Consider the following 20,859-nt stretch of genomic DNA (forward strand, 5'->3'; position numbering starts at 1 on the left):
GCGGCCACCTTATTGATACTGCAAATCAAAATACATGACGGAGGAGGCATCCCCGGCCGTCACCACATTTTGCGTGGCTTTATAGCGCAGATAAAACGGCAGAGAATTGCTCCCCGGCGAGAGTTCGTAAACGGCGGATGACAGGGTGTTAATCGCCAGCGGCTGTTGGTTGCTATCGAGGATTTCTATCCCAACACCGGTTGCCATAGCCCCCGTGCTTCCCGTGTCTGAAAGCGCGAGTAATGCCGGGTTGTCGCTGTCGTTCGTGCCAGAAAATGTCAGCTTAGTGCCGGTCGCGGCGGAGCCACAATTGACCAAATCAATGGTGAACCGTTTGGCGGCCGTCGTGTCGCCTGCGGCGGCAAAGTGACTTACGGAAAACTGGCCGATGTTCACCGTCTGGCTTTGGCTACTGCTGACATCACAGGTGCGCGACAAAATCGTGCCGGTCATTTGCAAGTTGTAGGCATCCGCGGCGGCATACGGGGCAACCAGCAGGAAGAGTGCGGTGGATAATTCCTTCAGAGGGGGCTGTTTTATTTTCATCATAACTCCTCAGGAAAAATCCACGCGCAAGACGGCGAGGGCGGTAAAAGTGCCCTCGGCAGGAGCGTTGCCAGTGGTACTGACCGGATAAGCGCTAAGCATCACATTGGTCGAAAAGGTTTCGGTATTTATCTGATCGAGTGCCAGAGGAATGGAACTGGAGTCGTCATTAGGGCGCAGCAGGGCGCTATTCTGGTCGGTTATCGCCACGCCAACGTCCGGATTATCAGACTGGATGGCATCGCCGTTGGCGGTAGCAGTGCCTTTCAACGAAAGTGAGAGGTTTGCCAGAGACGCGCCGTAGTTGCACTCAACCGGCACGCTGAAAGTTTGCGGGGTAACGTTGTCTGCTTTCTGCCCCGCGGCGGTAAAATCGGTGTTGTACATCGTACCAAAATCAACATGTATGACCGCACCGGCATTCACGCTGCAATTTTGCGGGACGGAAATAACGCCATTGAGGAACACCTGCGCGATGGGTTCCGGGCTATACACGCCACTTTGCTTAGACAGGAAAATATCGGCCACATGGATGTTGTCAAATGAGGTGGTGCCGACGAAGGGTTTAATGATTTTTAAGTCCAGAAAGCCGGTGGTCCCTGCTGGCATGCTCGTCTGGCCTGCTGAGTCGTTGGCACCGCCTCCTCGTATATTTTTGAAAGGGACATAGCGGTTGCCCTGAACCGCAACGTTAATCGTTGTATCGAGGTATTCGTTCACATTGAACCATTGTGTGGTGCCTTCCAGAGTGGTCGGAACCAGGGGGGAAGTTGCAGTGAAGCGCCGGGAACGAGTCCCGGAAGGTTCATCGCAGCGTACTTGAATTCGCCCACCGGTGTTCCACGATGCCGCATGATCAAAGACTTGCCCGACCACATTCAAGGTGGTGTCAGAAATCGTCACCGTCCCGAAGCTTCCGGAGATATTGGTTGGATGTCCACTTTTCCCTTTGCAGGTATAGGTGTACGCGTGTGCGGTACTCAGTGACGCACACAACACCACCATGACCTGGAGTAATGTTTTTTCTAACGTGATTTTCATGACTTACATTCTCTTGTCAGGGTGTTAATCGGTTTTGTTTCGGCATCGTCCGGCAGGGTGTAATCGACGGTACAGGTACGCGTGGCACCGTCTCCCCATTTCACCGTCAGCGAGCCTTCGGGTTTGAGACCGGAAAGATAAACTTGCCCGTCATCACCCACGATACTGCTGTTATCAGCACTTGAAACCATGGCGCCAAAGGGAACGGGTTTCCCCTGGTGGGTCAGGTTTATCAGCACCCTGGCACCGATCTGAGTATCGAAACTTGCGCGTACCAGCGCGCCACGGGTGGGCACCACGCTTACCACGCTGTCGACCATGTCGACGTTATCGGGCATGGAGGTGGTATCCAGTGCCATTTTGTTGCGGCGATAAGTGGTGGCATACGGCACCACGGCGTAACCGCGCCAGTCAGTTTTTAACCCTGATACATCTTCAACTTTCACATTTCGCGCACCGGGTGCGGCAATCAATACATTGGTCTGGCCGAGCGGCTGACTGAGGGTAATGCCCTGGTCATGTATCACTACGCCGCCACTTAGCCCGTAATTCACCTGCTGATAATTGCCGTTGTCGCTGTAGTTGTACCCACCGTTAACATTGCCCCATGAACTGGCATAATCCGCAGAAACGGAACCGTTGGCACTGCTGTTTTGGTTTTGATAACCCTGCTGGACGCTGTAATTAAGGTTATTGTCTTCAAGCAACGTGCCATTAATCCCGGCACTTTGCGTGGTGTGCCCGTGCATATCGTTGCTGGCGCTGTAGCTTGCGTAGGTCGAGTTGTTTCGTTGCAAGGCATCATTGCCCTGAGAAAACCACAGACTGAGTGGGACAGAAACACTCATCGCGATGCGGTTATCAGCGTGCGCAAGACCTGGCATCTTGTTGTAGCTGTAGTTCAGGTTCCACGACACGCCGAGAACATTTCCGCTGTAACCGGTCTGTAAAAGCATGCTGGCTTTATTGGTGTTCCAATAGCTCTGGCGGCTGCCGCTGAGGTAAAGCGAGCCGATAGCCCCCAGTTGTTGAGATATGTTGACCTGGAATTTGTCGCGCTTGTTGTTGTAAAGGTTATAAGCACTGATGTAGTCAGGTTTTGCCGTGCCATCGTTAATCGTTTCGTCGCTAACGTAACCGGACATGTTGTTCCAGGTGGTCTCTTCCAGGGTGTAGAAGCCCTGTGTGGAGTAGCGATAGCCCAGCAGCTGGAAGTTGGTGCCGAGTGCGCCGAGGGATTTTGCATACAGGAAGCGTAGAGATGAACCAACGTGCTTTGTGCCATCAACCAGTTCGCTATCAGCGCCGGTGACATCCATCGAAACGGCACCAAACCGGCCGATATTTAGCCCTAAACCGAGCACCGCCGCTTTGTAGCGGTTGGCAAATTGCCCGCCGCCGTAGGCCGTGAAACCCTTTGGTAAACCCCAGATAACCGTAGATTGCGCGAATCCAGGATTATCTTGCTGATCATTGTTACTGCGAAAAGTCCCGGCGGTGGCAGAGTATTTAATGCGACCTTCGCGCTGTAAAATAGGCACCGTGGAATACGGCTCGCGGTAAATATTCACGCTGCCATCGGACTCTTTAACTTCAACAACCAGGTCGCCACTCGAAGAAGTAGGGAACAGATCTTTAATTTCAAACGCACCCGGGGAAACGTAGGTCTGATAGATGATGTAACCGTTTTGTCTGACCGTGACCTGCGCGTGGCTTTTGGCAATGCCGCGCACCGTAGGGGCAAAACCGCGCAGGCTGTCCGGCAGCATATTGTCATCAGAAGCAATCTGAATACCGCGAAAACTAATGCTGTCGAACACTTCGGAAGGTGTGCTGCTGTCGCCAATGGTCAGCTCGCTTTTCAGCGGAATAATGGCCCGCTCAAGATAGGTATTGATGTGGTTCCACTGGCTGTTTTGACGGCGCTGCCCGCTGCTATAGCTCCAGGTCGAATAATCACGCAAGCGCCATGGCCCAAGGTTAAAACCGCTGTTAAGGCCTAAAAAGTAGGTATTACTGGCACTGTCATTTTCGCGGTCACTGCTGTTAGCACCGGAAAAATTATAATTAAATAACAAGGCATTAATGCCTTCATCCCATTGTGCTGGAGGGATATAGCCACGTGCAGTGGTACTCATCATGGCCTGTGGCACGCTGAGATCCAGGCGTTGCTGGTCGAAATCAAACTGCGTCATCGCCCCTTCAATGGCGGAAGCGAGATGGACACAGGTGTCGGGTGCGGTTGCAGCAAGATCGGGCTTCGCGGTGGTATTCACGCCAAAAACACCTAACGTTTTGACGGTCAGGCAAGGTTCAAGTCCCGTGTCATCATTGCTTTGCGCATCGCTCTTTGCGCTAATAAACTGAATGTCTTTTGTGGTGATGAATTCTTCATTCACCCAGACATCGACACGATAAATGCCTGGAGCCTGGCCTCCCTCATCAAAATGGGATAGATCGGCTACAGCAGAAGGATCGTCAGATAAAAATGCAGGGTTAAAGACATTTTCCGCGTAGCAATGTATTGACCCCATAGCGATATATATCGCCAGCGGGGCTAATTTGTATTTTAAACGAGGCATTGTCTTATTGTTCCTTTACCGACCCAAAAATCCTTAATAAACGTGTCGGCTAACCCGTACAGTGTTGCTCAGCGCTATTCGCGCCAAAATCATTTATTGACTGGAAATAGACACTGCCCGAAGCATGGCCCGGAATAGTTGCGGTTAAGGTCGACTTTGGTGCCACCATGTTATTTTTTAGCTTCTGGTTTCCTACGCGAAATTGCACCAGTGTGACGTAATAGGGCGACGGGTTTTTAACCATAACCTGGCCGTTTGCAACATGGCAGGTCAGAGATTTAGGAGCATCAGCAGGGTTCGATTCCAACCCTTGTGGGCGCATAAATAGTTTGATGACGCTCTGGGTCGCAATTTGTAAGGTATTGCCTTTCAATGACTCTTTGGGCACTGAAGGAATCGCTTTGCTATTGATATAAAATACGCTTTCGCGATCTTGTGGCAGCATTGGGCCGTTATAAATAATACGCAGCCGGTTCTCTTTTTTGGGGCCAAGAGCAAATAAAGGCGGAGTAATGATAAAGTTATCGACTTTATTATTACTGCCATCAGACACCCAAGACTGAATTAAAAAACGGGTGGTTTCTGATGTGTTCAGAATCGGTAAAACCGTGTTTTTTTCGTTGGTATGATAAATAACCCGTGTGGCCCCCAAAGCAATTCCTCCGGCGTAAGCCGCGGTTGCAGATGTCAGTATCAGAGAACTGGCAAGAAGAGATTTTTGGAGAATATGCATAGATGTTTTGCGCTCTGACATAAATTTAAAAAGTCCCCCGCAATGAAGCGGGGGAAGACAGCAAATCAGGAGAAGGTCGTGCTAAATGTTGCAACGGCGGAGACATTACCCGCGGTTGCCGCAGCGCCTGTTGCGATGTAATCAACACTGAATGGCAGAATATTTTCGCCATCAATCAGCGTGGTTGTGGATGACGTTGTGCCCAGTGGCAGCACGGCACCGTCTGCGCCATACAGTTGCAGGGCAACGTTAGTTGCCGCACCCGCACCGGCGGTATTCGCCAGAGCGCCCGAAGTAACGGCATCGGATTGGCCGATAAAGGTTACCGATGCATTCTGGCTTGCTGTGGTGTCGCAGTCTTCGAGTTTGATATTGAATGACTTCTGCTGGCCTGCTGCTGTACCCGCGGTCGCAAGTTTAGAAGCGGTCACCTGATCGAGCGTTACGGTTTGATCCATGGAATCAGCAAATACAGAACAAGCCGCATCAACAACCTGACCTTCGAATTTAATTGTGCCGCCTGCAACCGTCGTATCTGCGTGCGCAGCAACAGAGAAAAGGCCAGCAGCCACTAAGGAAAGAACAGCGGAATTGAATTTCATCGAAATACCCTTTAATCAATATATTGGATTAGAAATGAAGCCGGAAAACTTCACTTTCTTAATTATTAAAATCCTACTCAAAGGGAAAACAGAACCTTAATGTGTTCCATTATCTTTAACAGGAAAACAAGCCATTAATTCTCTGTGCTCCCCTTTGGTTAATAACGATACTGAATGTGAGGAATTTAAATCAATTGATTTGGTGAATTGCTGACCATCAAGCGCAGGAGGATTGAAAAAAGTGAGAGCGCGGTGATATATCTCTTGTGATAAGTGATTTTAAAGCATTAAGTACTGCTATTACGTAATTAATTATGAAATATAAGAATATTTATCTATCAAAAAACATACGATTCAACCCGCTAGTACAAGCGAGCGCGCCAGTAACTCGTTGAACTTATTTAATAAAATCGATGATTTCAAATCATTAAAAAACCAAATTCGAAATGCTAACTTTGTAGGAATGTTTGCAATCTGATTAAAAGCTGCTGGAAATAATGATCGCTGGAAAATGAATGGTGATAATGAAGATAACCTTCATAGCGCATTTGCAGTTCTGGTGGGGCGTCGAGTAACTGAACGGGAAGAATATTGAGCGTCTTTTTCCCAATAGTGGTGGGGACTAATATAACCAAATTGCTGAAGGCGCAAAGTGTAATCAGATTTAGTGAGCTGCTTGCCACAAAGGCAATATCCTGCTTTTCAAACAATGCCCGGAAATGCTGGGTTTGTGCAATATCATCACTAATAAAGTGCATCCCGCGAGACCATATGGCATGGCGATTTTGATGCCAGTCATCAAGAGTGAAGGGGGGGGTAATCGTGGTATGCCCCTTTCTGACCAGAATGCCAACGTCACAGGAGAAGAGTTTGAGTTGAATAATCGAGTTGTCTACGGGCAGACGTGAGCCAATATCAATATCAATTTCTTTATTGCGCAGGCGGGCCAGGCGTTCTGAATCGGTATCTGACGGTCTGCAAAAGGCCAGTTGGGTCTGTTCATTTTCGTTATTCAGCAGCGTAATCGTCAGCAAAAGCTCCAGTATTGAAGGGGTGCTTAACACAATTGCGCGGCCGCCAGGCGAAAAAGCTGAACCATCCACATTGTAGTCCTGGTTGATGCTTTGATAGCGCTGACTGAGTTCGAGTGCCAGTGTATTGGGCTTCATCCCGCTACGGGTTCGGAAAAACAGGGCAGAACCGGTGCTTTTTCTGGCCTTATTAATCAAATAACTCACGGCGCCGGGCGTGACTTGCAGGATTTCAGCCGCTTTAGTCACACTTCCCGAGGTGCTAAGGATATGAATGGCTCTAAGAACTTTCATATCGAGTTGATTATCCATGGTCAACATCACTCCTTTTATTGCGCCAGGAACAGTCCAGCATCCCGTTCCCCATCTGACTCGTTTGTTGAAATATCCCAAACTCACTGGAGTATAGACCAGCGCAGTGGTTCCGATACGATAATATTTCGCGGGGTAAATCCAACCCCGAGGGTTAAATATAATTGCGCTTATAAACCGCGCTTTAAATATTTATATTTAACTTTTTAATGAATTTAAAAGTAAACTAAAAAAACAATAAATACAAGGTGTTGGATCTGGATAAATTCAACGTGTAGGGCGAGAATCGTTTTGTTGCTGACTATGTTTATTGTTATGTACTGCAATTGATATTATATTTTCAGTAGCCAACACCAGCTTCATTCATAAGAAATTCAGTTTATCTGATGTTAATTTTAAACTGTTATAAATAAGTCAAGGGAATTGACATAATAATATATTCCGGAATTTTTTTATGCAGAGCAAAATCGACCTAAAATTATTAAAGATAATTAATGTGCTAGTGGTGAGTGGGAGCGTGACTAAAGCTGCACAGTTGCTCAATTTAAGCCCTGGAGCCGTCAGCTACTCACTAAAAAAACTCAGAAGCCTCACCGGGGAACATCTGTTTATCAGAACCAAAGCGGGCATGAAACCTGATGCCACCGCTCTTGAACTCAGCCAGCGCTACCAAAAATTTTGCTCATTAGCGCATGAGAATAACGCTGACACTATTGAGGTAAGCCGAGAAAAACTGACCGTGATGACATTTTCTCCGATGGAAATGTTACTGGCAGAGTCCATATTTAATTTACCCACGGATTCATCGTTGTATCGCTATGTGTTTTTACCCTACACCGCGAGTATTGATGAAAGAGCGGACAAGCTAAAAAACGGTATTGTCGATGTGGATATTGGCGGGAAACTCCCGGCCGATAAGCTTATTAGCAAAGTTAAGATCTTATCGTGTGATGTAGTGGCGCTATCAGGGGTGCAAAATAAAGCTTTGCCAACACAATTGTCGGTGGATGATCTATACCGCGCCAGACATGCGATATGGAATGTGATGATTGACTATTATTGTCACAGCATACGAAACGCGCAAAAGGTCGGTAAATACATTCAGAGTAGAGATGTCGGGCTGATTTCCAGCAGCATTATTAATATGGTGACATTCTGTGCGCACAGTGACTCAATTATGCTTATCCCCGAAATGTTTGTGCCAATGCTCGCCAAAAAATTCCCGGTGCAATGTCATAAACTACCCGCTGAATTCGATATGAAATATGACTGCTACATGCATTTTAATACTCAAATCACTGAAGATGAGCAGGCGATGAAATTTGTCGATAACGTCATAAGCAACGTAAGAGATCTGTGTTTGAGTCCGTGATATTTTATCCAGGAATAGCAATGAAAGAGATTAGCTTAAAAAAATTAAAAGTTGTTAATACTCTGATTGAGTGTGGTAGTGCGGCGAAAGCGGCAAAAGTGCTGGGGATATCGCCTTCAGCGATCAGTTACACCTTAAAGCAGCTTACGGCTCATCTTGGTGTGAGTCCATTTATCAGAAAAAACAATGGATTAAAACCTAATGAACATGCTCTTGCTTTGCAGGAAAAATATCACGAGATAGGGGCGTTAAATACCACACGCAAAAAATTTATTATTTCCACTTATTCGTTAATTGAGTTTTATCTTGCTGACTATATCAATTCAATGATTGATGGCACCTTGCTGCACTTTATCACCATGGATACCAGCGAAAATGAACGATTGCGCAAGCTACAACACAGAGAAGTGGACATTGATATCGGCGGAAGATTACCAAAAGATGTATCGATAGTCTCAAAGCGATATCTGTATTCTAAAATGTGTATTATGGCCAGCGATAACCATCCAACCATAAATGAGACGTTCACGCTGGATGACTGGCAAAAGAACAAACACCTGCGTTGGCAGCGAGATTCAGGCAGCATCTCCAGCATGGTCAACAACATGAATTTCCACACGCCTTTATTCCGCGAGCGGGAAATTTCATGGGAAAGCCCGAACCTGCTCACACTGGCTTATTTATGCTCCAGTAGCGATAACATTATTATGATCCCTGAAGTGTTTGTTGAATCGCTCAAAGGGATGTTTCCGTTGAAATCATTCCGATCGCCGGAAGCGTTAGACATGAAATTTGAGTGTTATATTCATTATCATCGTGCTTTAGAAAGCAAAGTTAATTCACTAGACCTGCATAATATTTTTGATCCGAAGCCAAGATAATATTCACACCGCTATTCATAACAACATTAAAAACAGAGAGCTTAAAGTCTGTGATTAAGGGCTGTTAAACAGCCCAATATCTTATTTATTAATTCAATTTGCAGGCTTTATTTCCGGCCCAACAGGAAACCAAACACCACGCCCACAGCGGCGGCAATGGCTAAACCGGCGATAGGGTTGGTTGAAACCTGGTCACGTACGTTATCGGTCGCATCTCTTACCGCGTAACTGGCCTGAGAAGCATATTTACGTGCCGCGCCTTTAAACTGGTCATCCGGGTTATGCGCATGCTTACCGTACAATTCTCGCGCTGTGCCTGCTGCTTCGTTGATTTTGTCTGTGGCTTTATCAAACATACCGAACTCCTTAAAGGACAATGAATGGTTAAGTATAGTTGGCCTGAGCGCAACGCCGGGGAATTAGGATAATGTGAAGTCGCGCAGCCTGAATCAACTCGGTTCGGGCAAGTGTTTGAGCAATTTATCCAGCGTAATGGGGTAGTTGCGCACCCGCACGCCCGTGGCGTTATAGACCGCATTGGCGATAGCCGCACTCACCCCGCATAGCCCCAATTCCCCCACGCCTTTGGCTTTCATCGGGGATGAAACCGGGTCGGTGTCATCGAGGAAAATCACCTCCTGGGCGGGGATATCGGCGTGAACCGGGACTTCGTATGCCGCAAGGTCGTGATTAACGAAATACCCCAGGCGCGTATCGACGGCTAACTCTTCCATTAACGCGGCCCCCACGCCCATGGTCATCGCGCCGATCACCTGGCTGCGTGCCGTTTTAGGGTTGAGGATCCGGCCCGCCGCGCAGACAGCCAGCATACGGCGCACACGGGTTTCGCCCGTGGCAACGTCGACGCCGACTTCGACAAAATGCCCCGCGAAGGTGGATTGCTGGAATGTCTTTTCCAGGTCGCCAAATTCAATACTGTCTTCGACACTCAGTTTTCCCCCGCAGGCCGCATCGCTAAGTTGAGCGGTACGGGCGCCGAATGTGATTTGCCCGTCGGCAAACACCGCCGTGTTCGCGTCAAACCCAAGCGTGTTGGCGATGGCCTCACGTAATTTCACGCAGGCGGCATAGACCCCCGCCGTCGAACTGTTCGCTCCCCATTGCCCGCCTGAACCCGCAGACACCGGGAAATCAGAATCCCCCAGGCGCACCATGACGCTTTCCAGCGGCACGCCCAGCATTTCTGCTGCCGTCTGGGCGATGATGGTGTAACTGCCCGTCCCGATATCCGTCATATCCGTTTCAACGGTGATGATGCCTTGCGCATCAAGGTGAATCCGTGCACCGGATTTCATCACCATGTTATTGCGAAAACCTGCCGCCACACCGATACCGACCAGCCAGCGCCCGTCACGCACTTGCGCCGGTTTGGGGTTGCGGTGCTGCCAGCCAAAATGTTCAGCCCCGGTCCGCAGACATTCCACTAACTGGCGGCGCGAGAAAAAGCGCTCAGGATTTGCAGGGTCCACCTGGGTGTCGTTGATCACACGAAATTCGATGGGGTCCACGCCAGCTTTTTCGGCCATTTCGTCGATAGCGATTTCCAGCGCCATTAATCCAGGCGCTTCTCCGGGCGCGCGCATGGCGTTGCCTTCGGGTAAATCGAGTTCCGCCAGCCGTAATCCGGTGTGGCGATGGGCTCCCGCATAAAGCAATTCGCTTTGCTGGACGGCGGTTTCCGGCGGGCCACCCGCAACATTACCTGACCAGCTTTCGTGCGAGATGGCGCTAATGCGCCCGGTGTTATCGGTGCCGATTTGAATATGCTGGATGGTGGCCGGGCGGTGCGTGGTGTTGTTAGGGATAAGCGACCTTTGCAGCGCGATTTTAACCGGACGTTTAGCCGCGCGAGCGCCGAGTGCCGCCAGCAGCGCATCGCTACGCACGAATAGCTTGCCGCCAAAGCCACCGCCGATATATGGCGATATCACCCGGACATTTTCCTTCGGCAGTTTCAGCGTCAGGCTCAAATCGCTGCGACACCAGTCAACCATCTGATTAGAGGTCCAGACCGTGAGTTTATCGCCATTCCACGCAGCCATTGAGGCATGAGGTTCCATCGCCATATGGCTTTGATCCGGCGTGGTGTAGGTGGCATCGAGCTGTACGGCGGCAGCGGCAAAGGCACTGGCAAAATCACCGACGGATTTGTCCGGTTCATCTTCGGGTGGCGTGGAAACAGACGGCTTTTCACAGGCTAAATCGTAACGACCGCGCTCGCGATGGTAATCCACGCTAATAAGTTCGGCTGCCGCACGCGCCTGCTCGAAAGTTTGTGCGACTACGACGGCAATGGCCTGATGGTAATGGTCAATTTCCGGGCCACCGAGCAGTTTGGCCGGGTTTTTCTCGCCTTTACCCAAAGGCCCGGCGTTTGCGGCGGTGACAATCGTAATGACGCCTGGGGCTTTTTCGGCGGCAGAAAGATCAATCGATTGAATGTGGCCTTTGGCAATCGCCGCGCCAACTACATAGCCATACGCCGCATCGGGCTGTTCGTCATGCCACTCGTAGGCATAATGCGCGGTGCCGGTGGTTTTCAACGGGCCGTCGATACGGTCGAGCGGCTTACCGACCACGTTAAGCTGGTCGATAGGGTTCTCTTTGGCAGGATTTTCAAATTTCATCGGCTTATCCCCTCGCTTCCGTCAGTACCGAGGCGAGCGTGCGCTTCGCCAGCAGCAACTTGAATTCGTTTTCGGGCGTCGGATGGGCGCTTGCGAATAACCGCTCGTAGACGCTTTGGCTGCCGTTGGGCAGTTGCGCGTCCGCTTCTTCAAGCCGCCAGGGTTTGTGTGCCACTCCACCCAGCGCCACGCGGCCCGAACCATCTTTTTGCACAACCGCGGCGACGGAAACCAGGGCAAAAGCGTATGACGCGCGGTCACGGACTTTACGATAAATATGGGTGCCGCCGAGCGGTGCCGGGAGGGTGACGGCGGTGATTAGTTCTCCCGCATTTAACACGGTTTCTTGATGGGGCGTGTTGCCCGGCGCGCGCCAGAAATCCGCAACCGGGATTTTGCGCTCGCAGCCATCGGGATTCACGGTTTCAATAACGGCATCCAGTAGGCGCATTGCCACCGCCATATCGCTCGGATGGGTGGCGATGCAGCTTTGACTGCCGCCCACCACGGCATGCTGACGGCTGAAACCGTTAAGTGCCGCGCAACCGCTGCCGGGAAGCCGCTTGTTGCAGGGTTGATGGGTATCATAAAAGTAGGGGCAGCGCGTGCGCTGAAGCAAATTCCCGGCGGTGGTCGCCTGGTTGCGAAGCTGGCCCGATGCGCCTGCAAGTAGCGCTCTGGAAAGCACCGCGTAATCCCGCCGCACCCGCACGTCTGCGGCAAGATCGGTGTTACGCACCAGGGCGCCAATCCGCAGCCCACCCTCGGGCGTCGGCTCAATTTTATCCAGCGCGAGGCCGTTGACATCAATCAGATGCGTGGGCGTTTCAATCTCAAGCTTCATTAAATCCAGTAGGTTGGTGCCGCCAGCAATAAATTTAGCACCGGGTTTTTTCTCAGCGCGGGTGGCGGCCTCAGCGGGGGTTTTCACGCGTTCATAAGTAAAAGCCTTCATGATTTCTGCCCTCCGGCCACATCTTCGATGGCGGCAAGAATGTTGGCATAAGCGCCGCAGCGGCAGATATTCCCGCTCATCCGTTCGCGTATTTCGTCGCTGGTGGCCTGCGGCGCTGAGACTAAATCGAGGGTCACGTGGCTGGGAATTCCCTGCTCGATTTCGCTGAGAACCGCCAGCGAGGAGCAAATTTGCCCTGGCGTGCAGTAACCGCACTGGTAGCCATCATGTTTGATGAACGCGGCCTGCATCGGGTGCAGATTATCCGGCGTGCCTAATCCTTCGATGGTGGTGATGTCTGCACCTTCCTGCATCACCGCAAGGGTCAGGCAAGCGTTTATCCGACGCCCGTCCGCCAGTACCGTACATGCGCCGCACTGGCCGTGGTCACAGCCTTTTTTGGTGCCGGTAAGATGCAGGTTTTCGCGCAGTGCATCCAGCAAAGTGGTGCGCGTATCAACCTCCAGCCGCCGGGTTTCGCCGTTGATTTTTAGGGTTACGTTTGCCATTTCAGGGTTGCTCATGCCGCCTCCTGTATTCTGAACTATTAAGCATAGTCGGCACTGGCGGTGGGATTATTCCTGAAAGCGCATCAGGCTGTTGAGCCACTCCAGACAAACTCAAAGCACCATCTGACCCCGCGTTTTTCATCCATTCAATCATTTACACTTGATTACAAAACGCTAATGCGTATAGTTCTCATTCTCTTTTTTATTGACAGATCTGACAGGGATTTTCCTGATGAAAATAAAATTCTCCGCCGTTGCACTGTTTTTGACAGTGGCACTGAGCGGTTGCGCAACTCAGCAAACCTCGCAAACCACGCCTCCCGCCACGCAAAAAGCCGTCGTCACCGATACCACTCAGCGCGATTTAGCCGCCGGACTTTACGAAATGGCGCTCGGCCCGAAGGGCGACGTGCTGTATGTCGCCAGCGCGGAAGGATTTAAAGATGTGCAGGGTGGGGTGATTTACAAGCTGGATGCCACTACGCTGAAAACCGTTGGTTCGAGCCACACTGACCTGAAAAACTTCGGGATGGCTCTCTCCCCGGATGGGCAGATTGTGTATGTGACTAACTCTCTGGATGGCGGCCTGAGTGCGGTGAGCACCGTAGATGGCAAAGTGAAATCACGTATTTTATTTAGCGAGCGCAACAAAGAGGGCTTCCCTTACGGTGCTCGTGAAGTGTTGCTGCATAACGGCTTGCTTTACATCGGTGCGGTTGCTGACCCGGCGCAAATCTGGGTGGTGGATGCCGAAACTCTGAAGCTTAAAACGCGCATCAAAAATACCGGCAAATGGATGACCGGCCTGCATTATTCCCAAACCACCGATCGCATTTACGCCGCCAATGGCAGCGGTGAGATTCTGGTCATTAACCCGAAAACAAACCGCGTCGAAAAACGCTGGAAACCGCTGGGCGATAAACCGGCGTTGCTGCTCAATATGGCAGAAGACAGCGCGACGGGGCGTCTGTTTGTCACGGATAACTCGAAAGCGAAAACCACGCTGGTGCTGAATATCCGTACCAGAGAGGTGATTAAGCAGCTGGCGGTGGGCGATTCGCTGGCGGTGAAATTCAACGCCAAACGCAATGAGATTTACATCACTCAGCGCGAGTCCGGCAAGCTACTGAGCCTCGATGGAACCACTTATGCGGTGAAGAAATCGTGGGATTTAAAGCCCAACCCAAACAGCCTGCTGCTCTCTGACGACGGGCAAATTTTGTATGTCACCGTCAAGCAAGCCTTTAACAAAGATCATTCCACGAATGGCCCGGACAGCATCGTGAGAATCGACCTCAAAAAATAAGCACCAGGCCCGGTTGCGGGCCATTTTGTTTTATTTGGATTTTTTGGCGAGAAAATTATGCACAACACCCTGGGTAAAACCCGTTTATTACGTAAGTCTCTGATTGCGATGGCAATGGGAGCGATCACTCAAACCACTCACGCAGCCAGCAACGACGCGTCCACACAGCAGAATCAAGAGGAGTCGATTGTCGTGCAGGGCAATGCCGATAGCGCATTTAAACCCGGCGGCAACGAACTGGTTCCAGCATACATGGACGGGCAAATCGCACACGGCGGGCGTTTGGGCATGTTAGGCGAACAAAAAGCGATGGACGTCCCGTTCAACGTGATCGGCTATACCGCCAAACTGGTTCAGGACCAGCAGGCTAAAACCATTGGCGATGTTGTCAGCAATGATGCGGGCGTGCAGGCGGTGCAGGGTTACGGCAACTTCTCCGAAACCTATCGTATTCGTGGCTTCAAACTCGATGGCGACGATATGACGATGGGTGGCCTGTCGGGCGTGGTACCGCGCCAGGTGATGGACACGCAAATGCTCGAACGTGTCGAAGTTTTTAAAGGCGCGAATGCTTTACTCAATGGCGCGGCGGGCAGCGGCGTTGGCGGCATGATTAACCTCGAGCCAAAACGTGCCGAGGCGTTACCGACCACCCAGATTGGCGTCGATTACACATCAGATTCCCAGGTAGGCGGTTCGCTGGATGTCGGACGCCGTTTCGGCGATAACGAACAGTTTGGTGCGCGAGTGAATCTGGTGCACCGCGAAGGGGAAGCGGCGGTCGATGATGACAAACGCCGCACCACGCTTGCCTCTATTGGCCTGGACTACAAAACCGATCGCTCGCGTTCATCCCTGGATTTTGGCTATCAGAAGAAAACGTTCCATGGCGGCACCATGGGCATCAATATCAGCGGCGTTGATTTCATTCCTGACGTGCCGGGCAGCACCAAAAACTACAGCCAGAAATGGGGCTACAGCGATATCGAAAACGAATTCGGCATGGCAAAAACCGAGTTTGATTTGACCGATAGCTGGACGACCTACGCGGCATTAGGCGCACAACACGCTCACGAAACCGGCACTTATAGCGCCCCTAAACTGCTCAATGAAAACGGCGATGCTACCGTCGGCCGTCTGGATACCAATCGTATTATTGACGCCTTCAGCGGGATGGCGGGGATGCGCGGTGATTTCGATACCGGCGCGATTTCTCATAAAGTGAACGTGGGCTATTCCGCGCAAATCAAACGCGACGCTACCGCGTGGCGCATGTCTGCCAAAAATCCAACCACGAATATTTATGATAATCATGCCGTGCCAGAACCGACGAATGCGTACTTTGGCGGCGACTATTTTGACCCGCTGACCACGGCGCGTAACCGCACGCAGGGCTGGCTGCTGAGTGACACGTTTGGCTTCCTGGATGACAGCGTGCTGTTTACCGCCGCCGCCCGTCATCAAAAAGTGGTGGTGCGTAACTACAGCAACAAAACTGGCCTCGAAGACACTTCCGCGCGGTATACGCAAAGCCGCTGGATGCCAACCTTCGGGCTGGTGTACAAGCCGTGGAATGAAATCTCTCTCTATGCGAACCATACCGAAGCCTTGCAGCCGGGAAGCAATGCGCCAAAAGGGGCGGCCAACTACGGGCAAAGCACCGGCATCGCGCACTCTAAGCAAGATGAAGCCGGGGTGAAAATTGATTACGAGCGTGTTGGCGGTTCGCTTGCGCTTTTCGAGATCAAAAAACCTTCTGCCGTTCTGAATGCCAGTAATTATTACGCGCTTGATGGCGAGCAGCGCAACCGGGGAGTGGAGCTGAACGTGTTTGGCGAGCCAATGCTGGGCTTGCGCTTAAACGGTAGCACGATGTGGCTGGATCCGGAGCAGACCCACACCGCAGGCGGCAAAACTGACGGCAAAGACGCCATTGGTGTCTCCCGTTTCTACATGGTGGTGGGCGCGGAATACGACATCAAGCCGGTTGACGGACTGACGGCGACGGCGAAAGTGAACCACACCGGTTCGCAATATGCCGATGCGGCGAATACCAAAAAACTCGACAGTTACACCACGCTTGATCTCGGTGTTCGCTATCGGATGAACCTGAATGCCGATCGCAATGAAATGGTGGTGCGGGCGGGCGTTGATAACGTCACCAACGAGAAATACTGGTCTGGCGTAGAAGATTTAGGCACCTATATCTTCCAGGGCGAGCCGCGCACGCTGAAAGTGTCGATGACCTATGATTTCTGATTAGCGTGTTGTCGGATGATGCTGCTGTACGACCTGGGAAGAATCTTGTTCTCAGCTTTAAGGCCACCTCGGTGGCCTTTTGTTCTATGCTTTCTGTTCTGCGAATGAAAATCACAGGAGCTGAATATGCAAAGCAAGAATGGGATCCCCGATTCACGTAATAAAACCCACTCCGATGCTTATCCATCGCCACCATTTGAACATCAGAAGCAGCCATTTCCGGGGCTTGCCAAAAACATGATCCCCGTCCCCGATCACGGTGAAACATCCTATAAAGGCAGCGACAGACTTATTGGGCGCAAGGCGTTAATCACCGGCGGAGATTCGGGTATCGGGCGGGCCGTAGCCATTGCCTTTGCTCGTGAAGGGGCCGATGTAGCGATTAATTATCTGCCTGAGGAAGAGGAAGATGCCGTTGAAGTGATTGCGCTGATTCGCGCCGAGGGATGTAAGGCCGTCGCCATTCCGGGCGATATCCGCAACGAAGCGTTTTGCCAGCAACTGGTGACGCAGGCCGCGCAGGAACTGGGCGGATTAGATTTGCTGATTAACAACGCAGGTCGTCAACAGTTCTGTGAATCCATCAAAGACCTCACGACTGAAGCGTTTGATGCCACCTTCAAAACCAATGTGTACGCCATGTTCTGGATAACCAAAGCGGCGCTGAGCTATCTGCCACGCGGTGCGGCAATCATTAATACCGCGTCCGTGCAGGCTTATCTACCCAGTGATAATTTGCTTGATTACTCTCAGACCAAGGCCGCGATTGTGGCATTCACCAAATCCCTCGCGAAGCAGCTCGCACCCGAGGGGATTCGGGTCAATGCTGTTGCACCAGGCCCGTACTGGACGGTTTTACAGTGCAGTGGCGGACAGCCGCAGGAAAAAATTGAAAAGTTTGGCGCTTCCGCACCGCTTGGGCGCCCAGGCCAACCGGCGGAAATTGCGTCACTTTATGTGACGTTTGCTTCGCCGGAATCCAGCTTTACCTCAGGGCAGGTCTGGTGTTCAGATGGTGGGACTGGCACGCTGTAATGCGTGAATGAGCAAAGCGTTAAATGTTTCGAGGCACCCCATGGGGTGCCTCTTTTATATGTGTGTTTTTTACGCCTGATGGGTGATGACGCGACGGCGTGAGTCGAGGGAAATCAGAATAACTGAAGATAAAATCATCAGGGTGCCCAGCCAGTCGGAAACCGTAAAAGTAATGCCCAGCAATAATAGCGAAAGGAACGTGCTGCTTAACGGTTCGGTGCAACTCAAAATGCTGGCCTTCGGCCCGCCAATAAGCTGAGCACCTTTTAAATAGAGGCTGAAAGTGAGTGACGTTCCGATAACCACCAGATAGAAAAAGGCCAACAGCACATTTCCGGTTATCACAAAGTCGCCGCCCTGGCCGGCATAAAATGGCAGGAGCATCGCGCCGCCGATTAACATACTCCAGCCGACAATCGGCAGGGTGCCGTACCGGGCGATTAAACGCGAAGGCCAGGTGGTGTAAAACGCGGCGGCGAAAGCTGAGGCAATCCCCCAGAATAATGCGCCACCGGAAATCGTGAGCGACGTCGGGTCGCCATGGGTCACTAATAAAAAGGTGCCCAGCAATGAGGTGCCAATTGCCGCAAAAACCAATATGCCGGGGCGAGATTTTCGCACCAGCGAGAACCAGGCCACGATAATGGTAGGGGATAAAAACTGGAGTACAGTGGCGGTAGCCGCGTTGGATTTTTCAATGGTCATCAGGAAGGTGAGTTGCACGGCCAGCGCACCCACCAGGGAGAACACCAGCAGGCTGATGGCATCCTGGCGGTTTTTGAAAATGCGGAAAATCGTCTCGCCCTGAATAAAGGACAGCGTCAGCAAAATTAACCCGGCAAACAACAGGCGCGTCATCGTTAAAAACTGCGATGACATCTGGCTCTGCTCCATAATGTATTGCGCGCAAACCCCAGAACTTCCCCACAAAATCGCTGCCGTTAAGACGTTCAGCGCACCTCTTTTACTCGAACCCACTTGATTTACCCATGCTATTTTTTGCCGAAATCATAGCATGAGTCATAAAAAAGCTTTTCAGTGATTGTGCATTAACTCCGGCATCCGCGGAATATATCCTGGTCGGGTTTATAAACGCTGGTGCTAATATCCCAAAGCCCCAGTACCGACGAGAACAAATTGTCGTGGGAATAAGCATTCTTGAGCGCGTTATTTTGCAGGCACGTCATATTGATGTGCTTCTGGGCAATAAAGCCGGGGGACATCCACACTTGCATTGGAATATGCGTTTGTTCCTCAGGCGCAATTTTGTACGGGGTGCCGTGCAGGTATAAACCTTTTTCGCCTAATGATTCGCCGTGGTCGGAAACGTAAATCAGCACGGTGTTGTAGCGGTCGCTGTATTGTTTGAGCTTTTCAATCATTTGGGCCATCACACGGTCGGTATTACGGATGGTGTTGTCGTAGGAATTGACGAGCTGTTCCTGGGTGCAGTTTTCAATATCGCTGCGTGCACATTCCGGCATGTAATGGCGTTGATCCGCAGGATAACGCTGGAAATAGGTTGGGCCGTGACTGCCAATTAAGTGGAATGTCAGCATTTTATCGCCTGCCATTTTAGAAATATCCTGATCGATATTGTCCAGCAGCACTTCGTCATAGCAGGTTTGCCCATCACAAAGTTTTGGGTCGGCAGTCGGCTTAATCTCGATAGTCGGGATGCGCGTGCACGCCCCTTTACAGCCACCGTCATTATCCTTCCAGAGCATTGAAACGCCCGTTTTGCGCACCACATCGAGAAGACCTTCGCTGTTGGCGGCTCTTTTGTGGGAGTACTCGGTGCGATTCATATCTGAGAACATGCACGGCACAGAGACTGCGGTGGCGGTGCCACAAGAATGTACATTGGCAAAGGAAATAACGCCGCCAATCTGGCTTGTGAAGGCGTTGGTATCACGTGAATAGCCATTCATGGAGAAGTTTTTGCTGCGCGCCGTTTCCCCAATCACCAGGAACATCAGCGTCGGTTTATCTGCACTGGCTACACGTTTGGCGTCATCACCCAGCGTCTGGAACGGTTCTTTGGTCGTAAAGTACGTGTCTTTCACATAGCCAAAGGTGCTGTAAACGTAGTTGGTCGGGATAATTTCTTTGTTTAACGTGGAGTTATTGCGGCCCACGGAAGCGTAATCCTGGTAATAGAGCGCGGCCACACCGGCGATAAGCGCCAGTGACGCCACCATCGACAGGGCGCGCCAGGCCACACCTTTATACCATTTCGATGGGTACTCAATTTTTATCAAAAACAGCAAGACAGCCGGAAGAACCCCAGTCAGTAACAACCACAAAATGATCGAGCCGTTCAGGTAGGAATGGGCTTCTTGCGGGTTGGTTTCAACGATGTTCTGGATCATCGATTGATCAAACATCACTTTATACTTAAGCGTCGAATAACTGACCATCGACCCGGTAATCAGCAGCACCGCAAAGAACGGTTTGAGCAGATAACGGATAGAGAAGGGCATAAAGACGAAGTTGAGCGCGGCTACCAGGACAAACGGGATGGAGATAACAAAACCCGCTTTATCATGCTCAAGATGCGACAAAATATCGTAAAAATGCAGCAGCACGGGCCAGTTGAGTAAGAAGGCAAAAACCATCGCCAATAGTAAAACCAGTGGGATAACTTTCATCCTGAAAAGTACAGGCATTTACATCTCCAACGATATTGTTTTTTAGCTAAAAAAAGGAATTAACAAATTTGCAAACAAGTTTTTTGACGTGACTATTTGCGCCTGCAAATTACGAAAGGAATTATTTACCCCGAACCTTAATTTAACCTTAATGTTGCCCTTCTAAATTTTCACTGTGATTCCGTCCATCTTAATATTGAGCTAAGGAATCTCTGCCATGATGGTTTTGTTTTAATCCGGTTTAATTTGGCGCGCAGTAACGCAATCGTGTTGCGCTTTCATTTAATTAACCTGGCTCATGATTAAAAAAACCATATATACCCGTCATACTTCAAGTTGCATGTGCGTTGGCTTTCCTCGCTCACCCCAGTCACTTACTTAAGTAAGCTCCCGGGG

At 50.7% G+C, this 20,859-nt stretch carries 17 protein-coding genes; 5 read left to right on the forward strand and 12 right to left on the reverse strand.

Annotated elements, in window-relative coordinates; genetic code table 11:
* Positions 1-9 precede the first annotated feature (9 nt).
* The 6 genes from DY231_RS10625 to DY231_RS10650 form a co-directional block, all read right to left on the reverse strand.
* Positions 10-546 carry a fimbrial protein gene (locus DY231_RS10625; protein WP_115628329.1) on the reverse strand — a complete coding sequence of 179 codons (537 nt, stop codon included), beginning with the start codon at positions 544-546 and terminating at the stop codon, positions 10-12.
* A 9-nt stretch (positions 547-555) separates the two neighbouring features.
* Complete coding sequence (locus DY231_RS10630; RefSeq protein ID WP_115628330.1) at positions 556-1,587, reverse strand: fimbrial protein; 1,032 nt, start codon at positions 1,585-1,587, stop codon at positions 556-558.
* Complete coding sequence (locus DY231_RS10635; RefSeq protein WP_115628331.1) at positions 1,584-4,169, reverse strand: fimbrial biogenesis usher protein; 2,586 nt, start codon at positions 4,167-4,169, stop codon at positions 1,584-1,586. Before DY231_RS10635 ends, DY231_RS10630 begins: the two co-directional genes overlap by 4 nt.
* Before the next feature lie 49 nt (positions 4,170-4,218).
* Positions 4,219-4,923: a fimbrial biogenesis chaperone gene (locus DY231_RS10640; RefSeq protein WP_115628332.1), complete on the reverse strand. Its 705-nt coding sequence runs from the start codon at positions 4,921-4,923 to the stop codon at positions 4,219-4,221.
* Between the two features lie 44 nt (positions 4,924-4,967).
* Positions 4,968-5,504: a fimbrial protein gene (locus DY231_RS10645; protein ID WP_115628333.1), complete on the reverse strand. Its 537-nt coding sequence runs from the start codon at positions 5,502-5,504 to the stop codon at positions 4,968-4,970.
* A 449-nt stretch (positions 5,505-5,953) separates the two neighbouring features.
* A complete protein-coding gene (locus tag DY231_RS10650; RefSeq protein WP_172588678.1) occupies positions 5,954-6,847 on the reverse strand; it encodes a LysR family transcriptional regulator in 894 nt (297 codons plus the stop codon).
* Between the two features lie 454 nt (positions 6,848-7,301).
* Here DY231_RS10650 and DY231_RS10655 point away from each other — a divergent pair, with 454 nt between their 5' ends.
* The gene (locus DY231_RS10655) at positions 7,302-8,219 is read left to right on the forward strand and encodes a LysR family transcriptional regulator (protein ID WP_115628335.1); all 918 of its coding nucleotides are present in this window, start codon (positions 7,302-7,304) and stop codon (positions 8,217-8,219) included.
* A 20-nt stretch (positions 8,220-8,239) separates the two neighbouring features.
* Positions 8,240-9,100, forward strand: coding sequence for a LysR family transcriptional regulator (locus DY231_RS10660; RefSeq protein ID WP_115628336.1), 861 nt, complete (start codon positions 8,240-8,242; stop codon positions 9,098-9,100).
* A gap of 107 nt (positions 9,101-9,207) precedes the next feature.
* On the opposite strand, the gene DY231_RS10665 is transcribed toward DY231_RS10660, so the two are convergent.
* The 4 genes from DY231_RS10665 to paoA form a co-directional block, all read right to left on the reverse strand.
* Complete coding sequence (locus DY231_RS10665) at positions 9,208-9,456, reverse strand: DUF883 family protein (protein ID WP_034495843.1); 249 nt, start codon at positions 9,454-9,456, stop codon at positions 9,208-9,210.
* Positions 9,457-9,549: 93 nt separating this feature from the next.
* Positions 9,550-11,748, reverse strand: coding sequence for an aldehyde oxidoreductase molybdenum-binding subunit PaoC (gene paoC / locus DY231_RS10670; RefSeq protein WP_115628337.1), 2,199 nt, complete (start codon positions 11,746-11,748; stop codon positions 9,550-9,552).
* Positions 11,749-11,752: 4 nt separating this feature from the next.
* Positions 11,753-12,703 (reverse strand): FAD binding domain-containing protein, encoded by a 951-nt coding sequence (locus DY231_RS10675; protein WP_115628338.1) that lies wholly within the window; start codon positions 12,701-12,703, stop codon positions 11,753-11,755.
* Positions 12,700-13,227 (reverse strand): aldehyde dehydrogenase iron-sulfur subunit PaoA, encoded by a 528-nt coding sequence (gene paoA / locus DY231_RS10680; protein WP_115628339.1) that lies wholly within the window; start codon positions 13,225-13,227, stop codon positions 12,700-12,702. Before paoA ends, DY231_RS10675 begins: the two co-directional genes overlap by 4 nt.
* Positions 13,228-13,444: 217 nt before the next feature.
* On the opposite strand from paoA, the gene DY231_RS10685 reads away from it, so the two are divergent.
* The 3 genes from DY231_RS10685 (at position 13,445) to DY231_RS10695 (ending at position 17,812) form a co-directional block, all read left to right on the forward strand.
* Positions 13,445-14,518, forward strand: a complete 1,074-nt coding sequence (locus tag DY231_RS10685) for a YncE family protein (RefSeq protein ID WP_115628340.1) — start codon at positions 13,445-13,447, stop codon at positions 14,516-14,518.
* Between the two features lie 57 nt (positions 14,519-14,575).
* Positions 14,576-16,777: a TonB-dependent receptor gene (locus tag DY231_RS10690; RefSeq protein ID WP_115628341.1), complete on the forward strand. Its 2,202-nt coding sequence runs from the start codon at positions 14,576-14,578 to the stop codon at positions 16,775-16,777.
* Between the two features lie 126 nt (positions 16,778-16,903).
* Entirely contained in the window at positions 16,904-17,812 is a 909-nt protein-coding gene (locus tag DY231_RS10695) for an SDR family oxidoreductase (RefSeq protein ID WP_115628342.1), read from the forward strand.
* 69 nt (positions 17,813-17,881) lie between these two features.
* Here DY231_RS10695 and DY231_RS10700 read toward each other — a convergent pair whose 3' ends face one another.
* Together DY231_RS10700 and DY231_RS10705 are read right to left on the reverse strand one after the other, a co-directional pair.
* A complete protein-coding gene (locus DY231_RS10700) occupies positions 17,882-18,790 on the reverse strand; it encodes a DMT family transporter (RefSeq protein ID WP_115628343.1) in 909 nt (302 codons plus the stop codon).
* Positions 18,791-18,861: 71 nt separating this feature from the next.
* Positions 18,862-20,481 carry a phosphoethanolamine transferase gene (locus DY231_RS10705; RefSeq protein WP_115628344.1) on the reverse strand — a complete coding sequence of 540 codons (1,620 nt, stop codon included), beginning with the start codon at positions 20,479-20,481 and terminating at the stop codon, positions 18,862-18,864.
* Between the last annotated feature and the right edge of the window lie 378 nt (positions 20,482-20,859).

It is taken from the genome of Buttiauxella agrestis, from assembly GCF_900446255.1.
GTDB lineage: Bacteria > Pseudomonadota > Gammaproteobacteria > Enterobacterales > Enterobacteriaceae > Buttiauxella > Buttiauxella agrestis.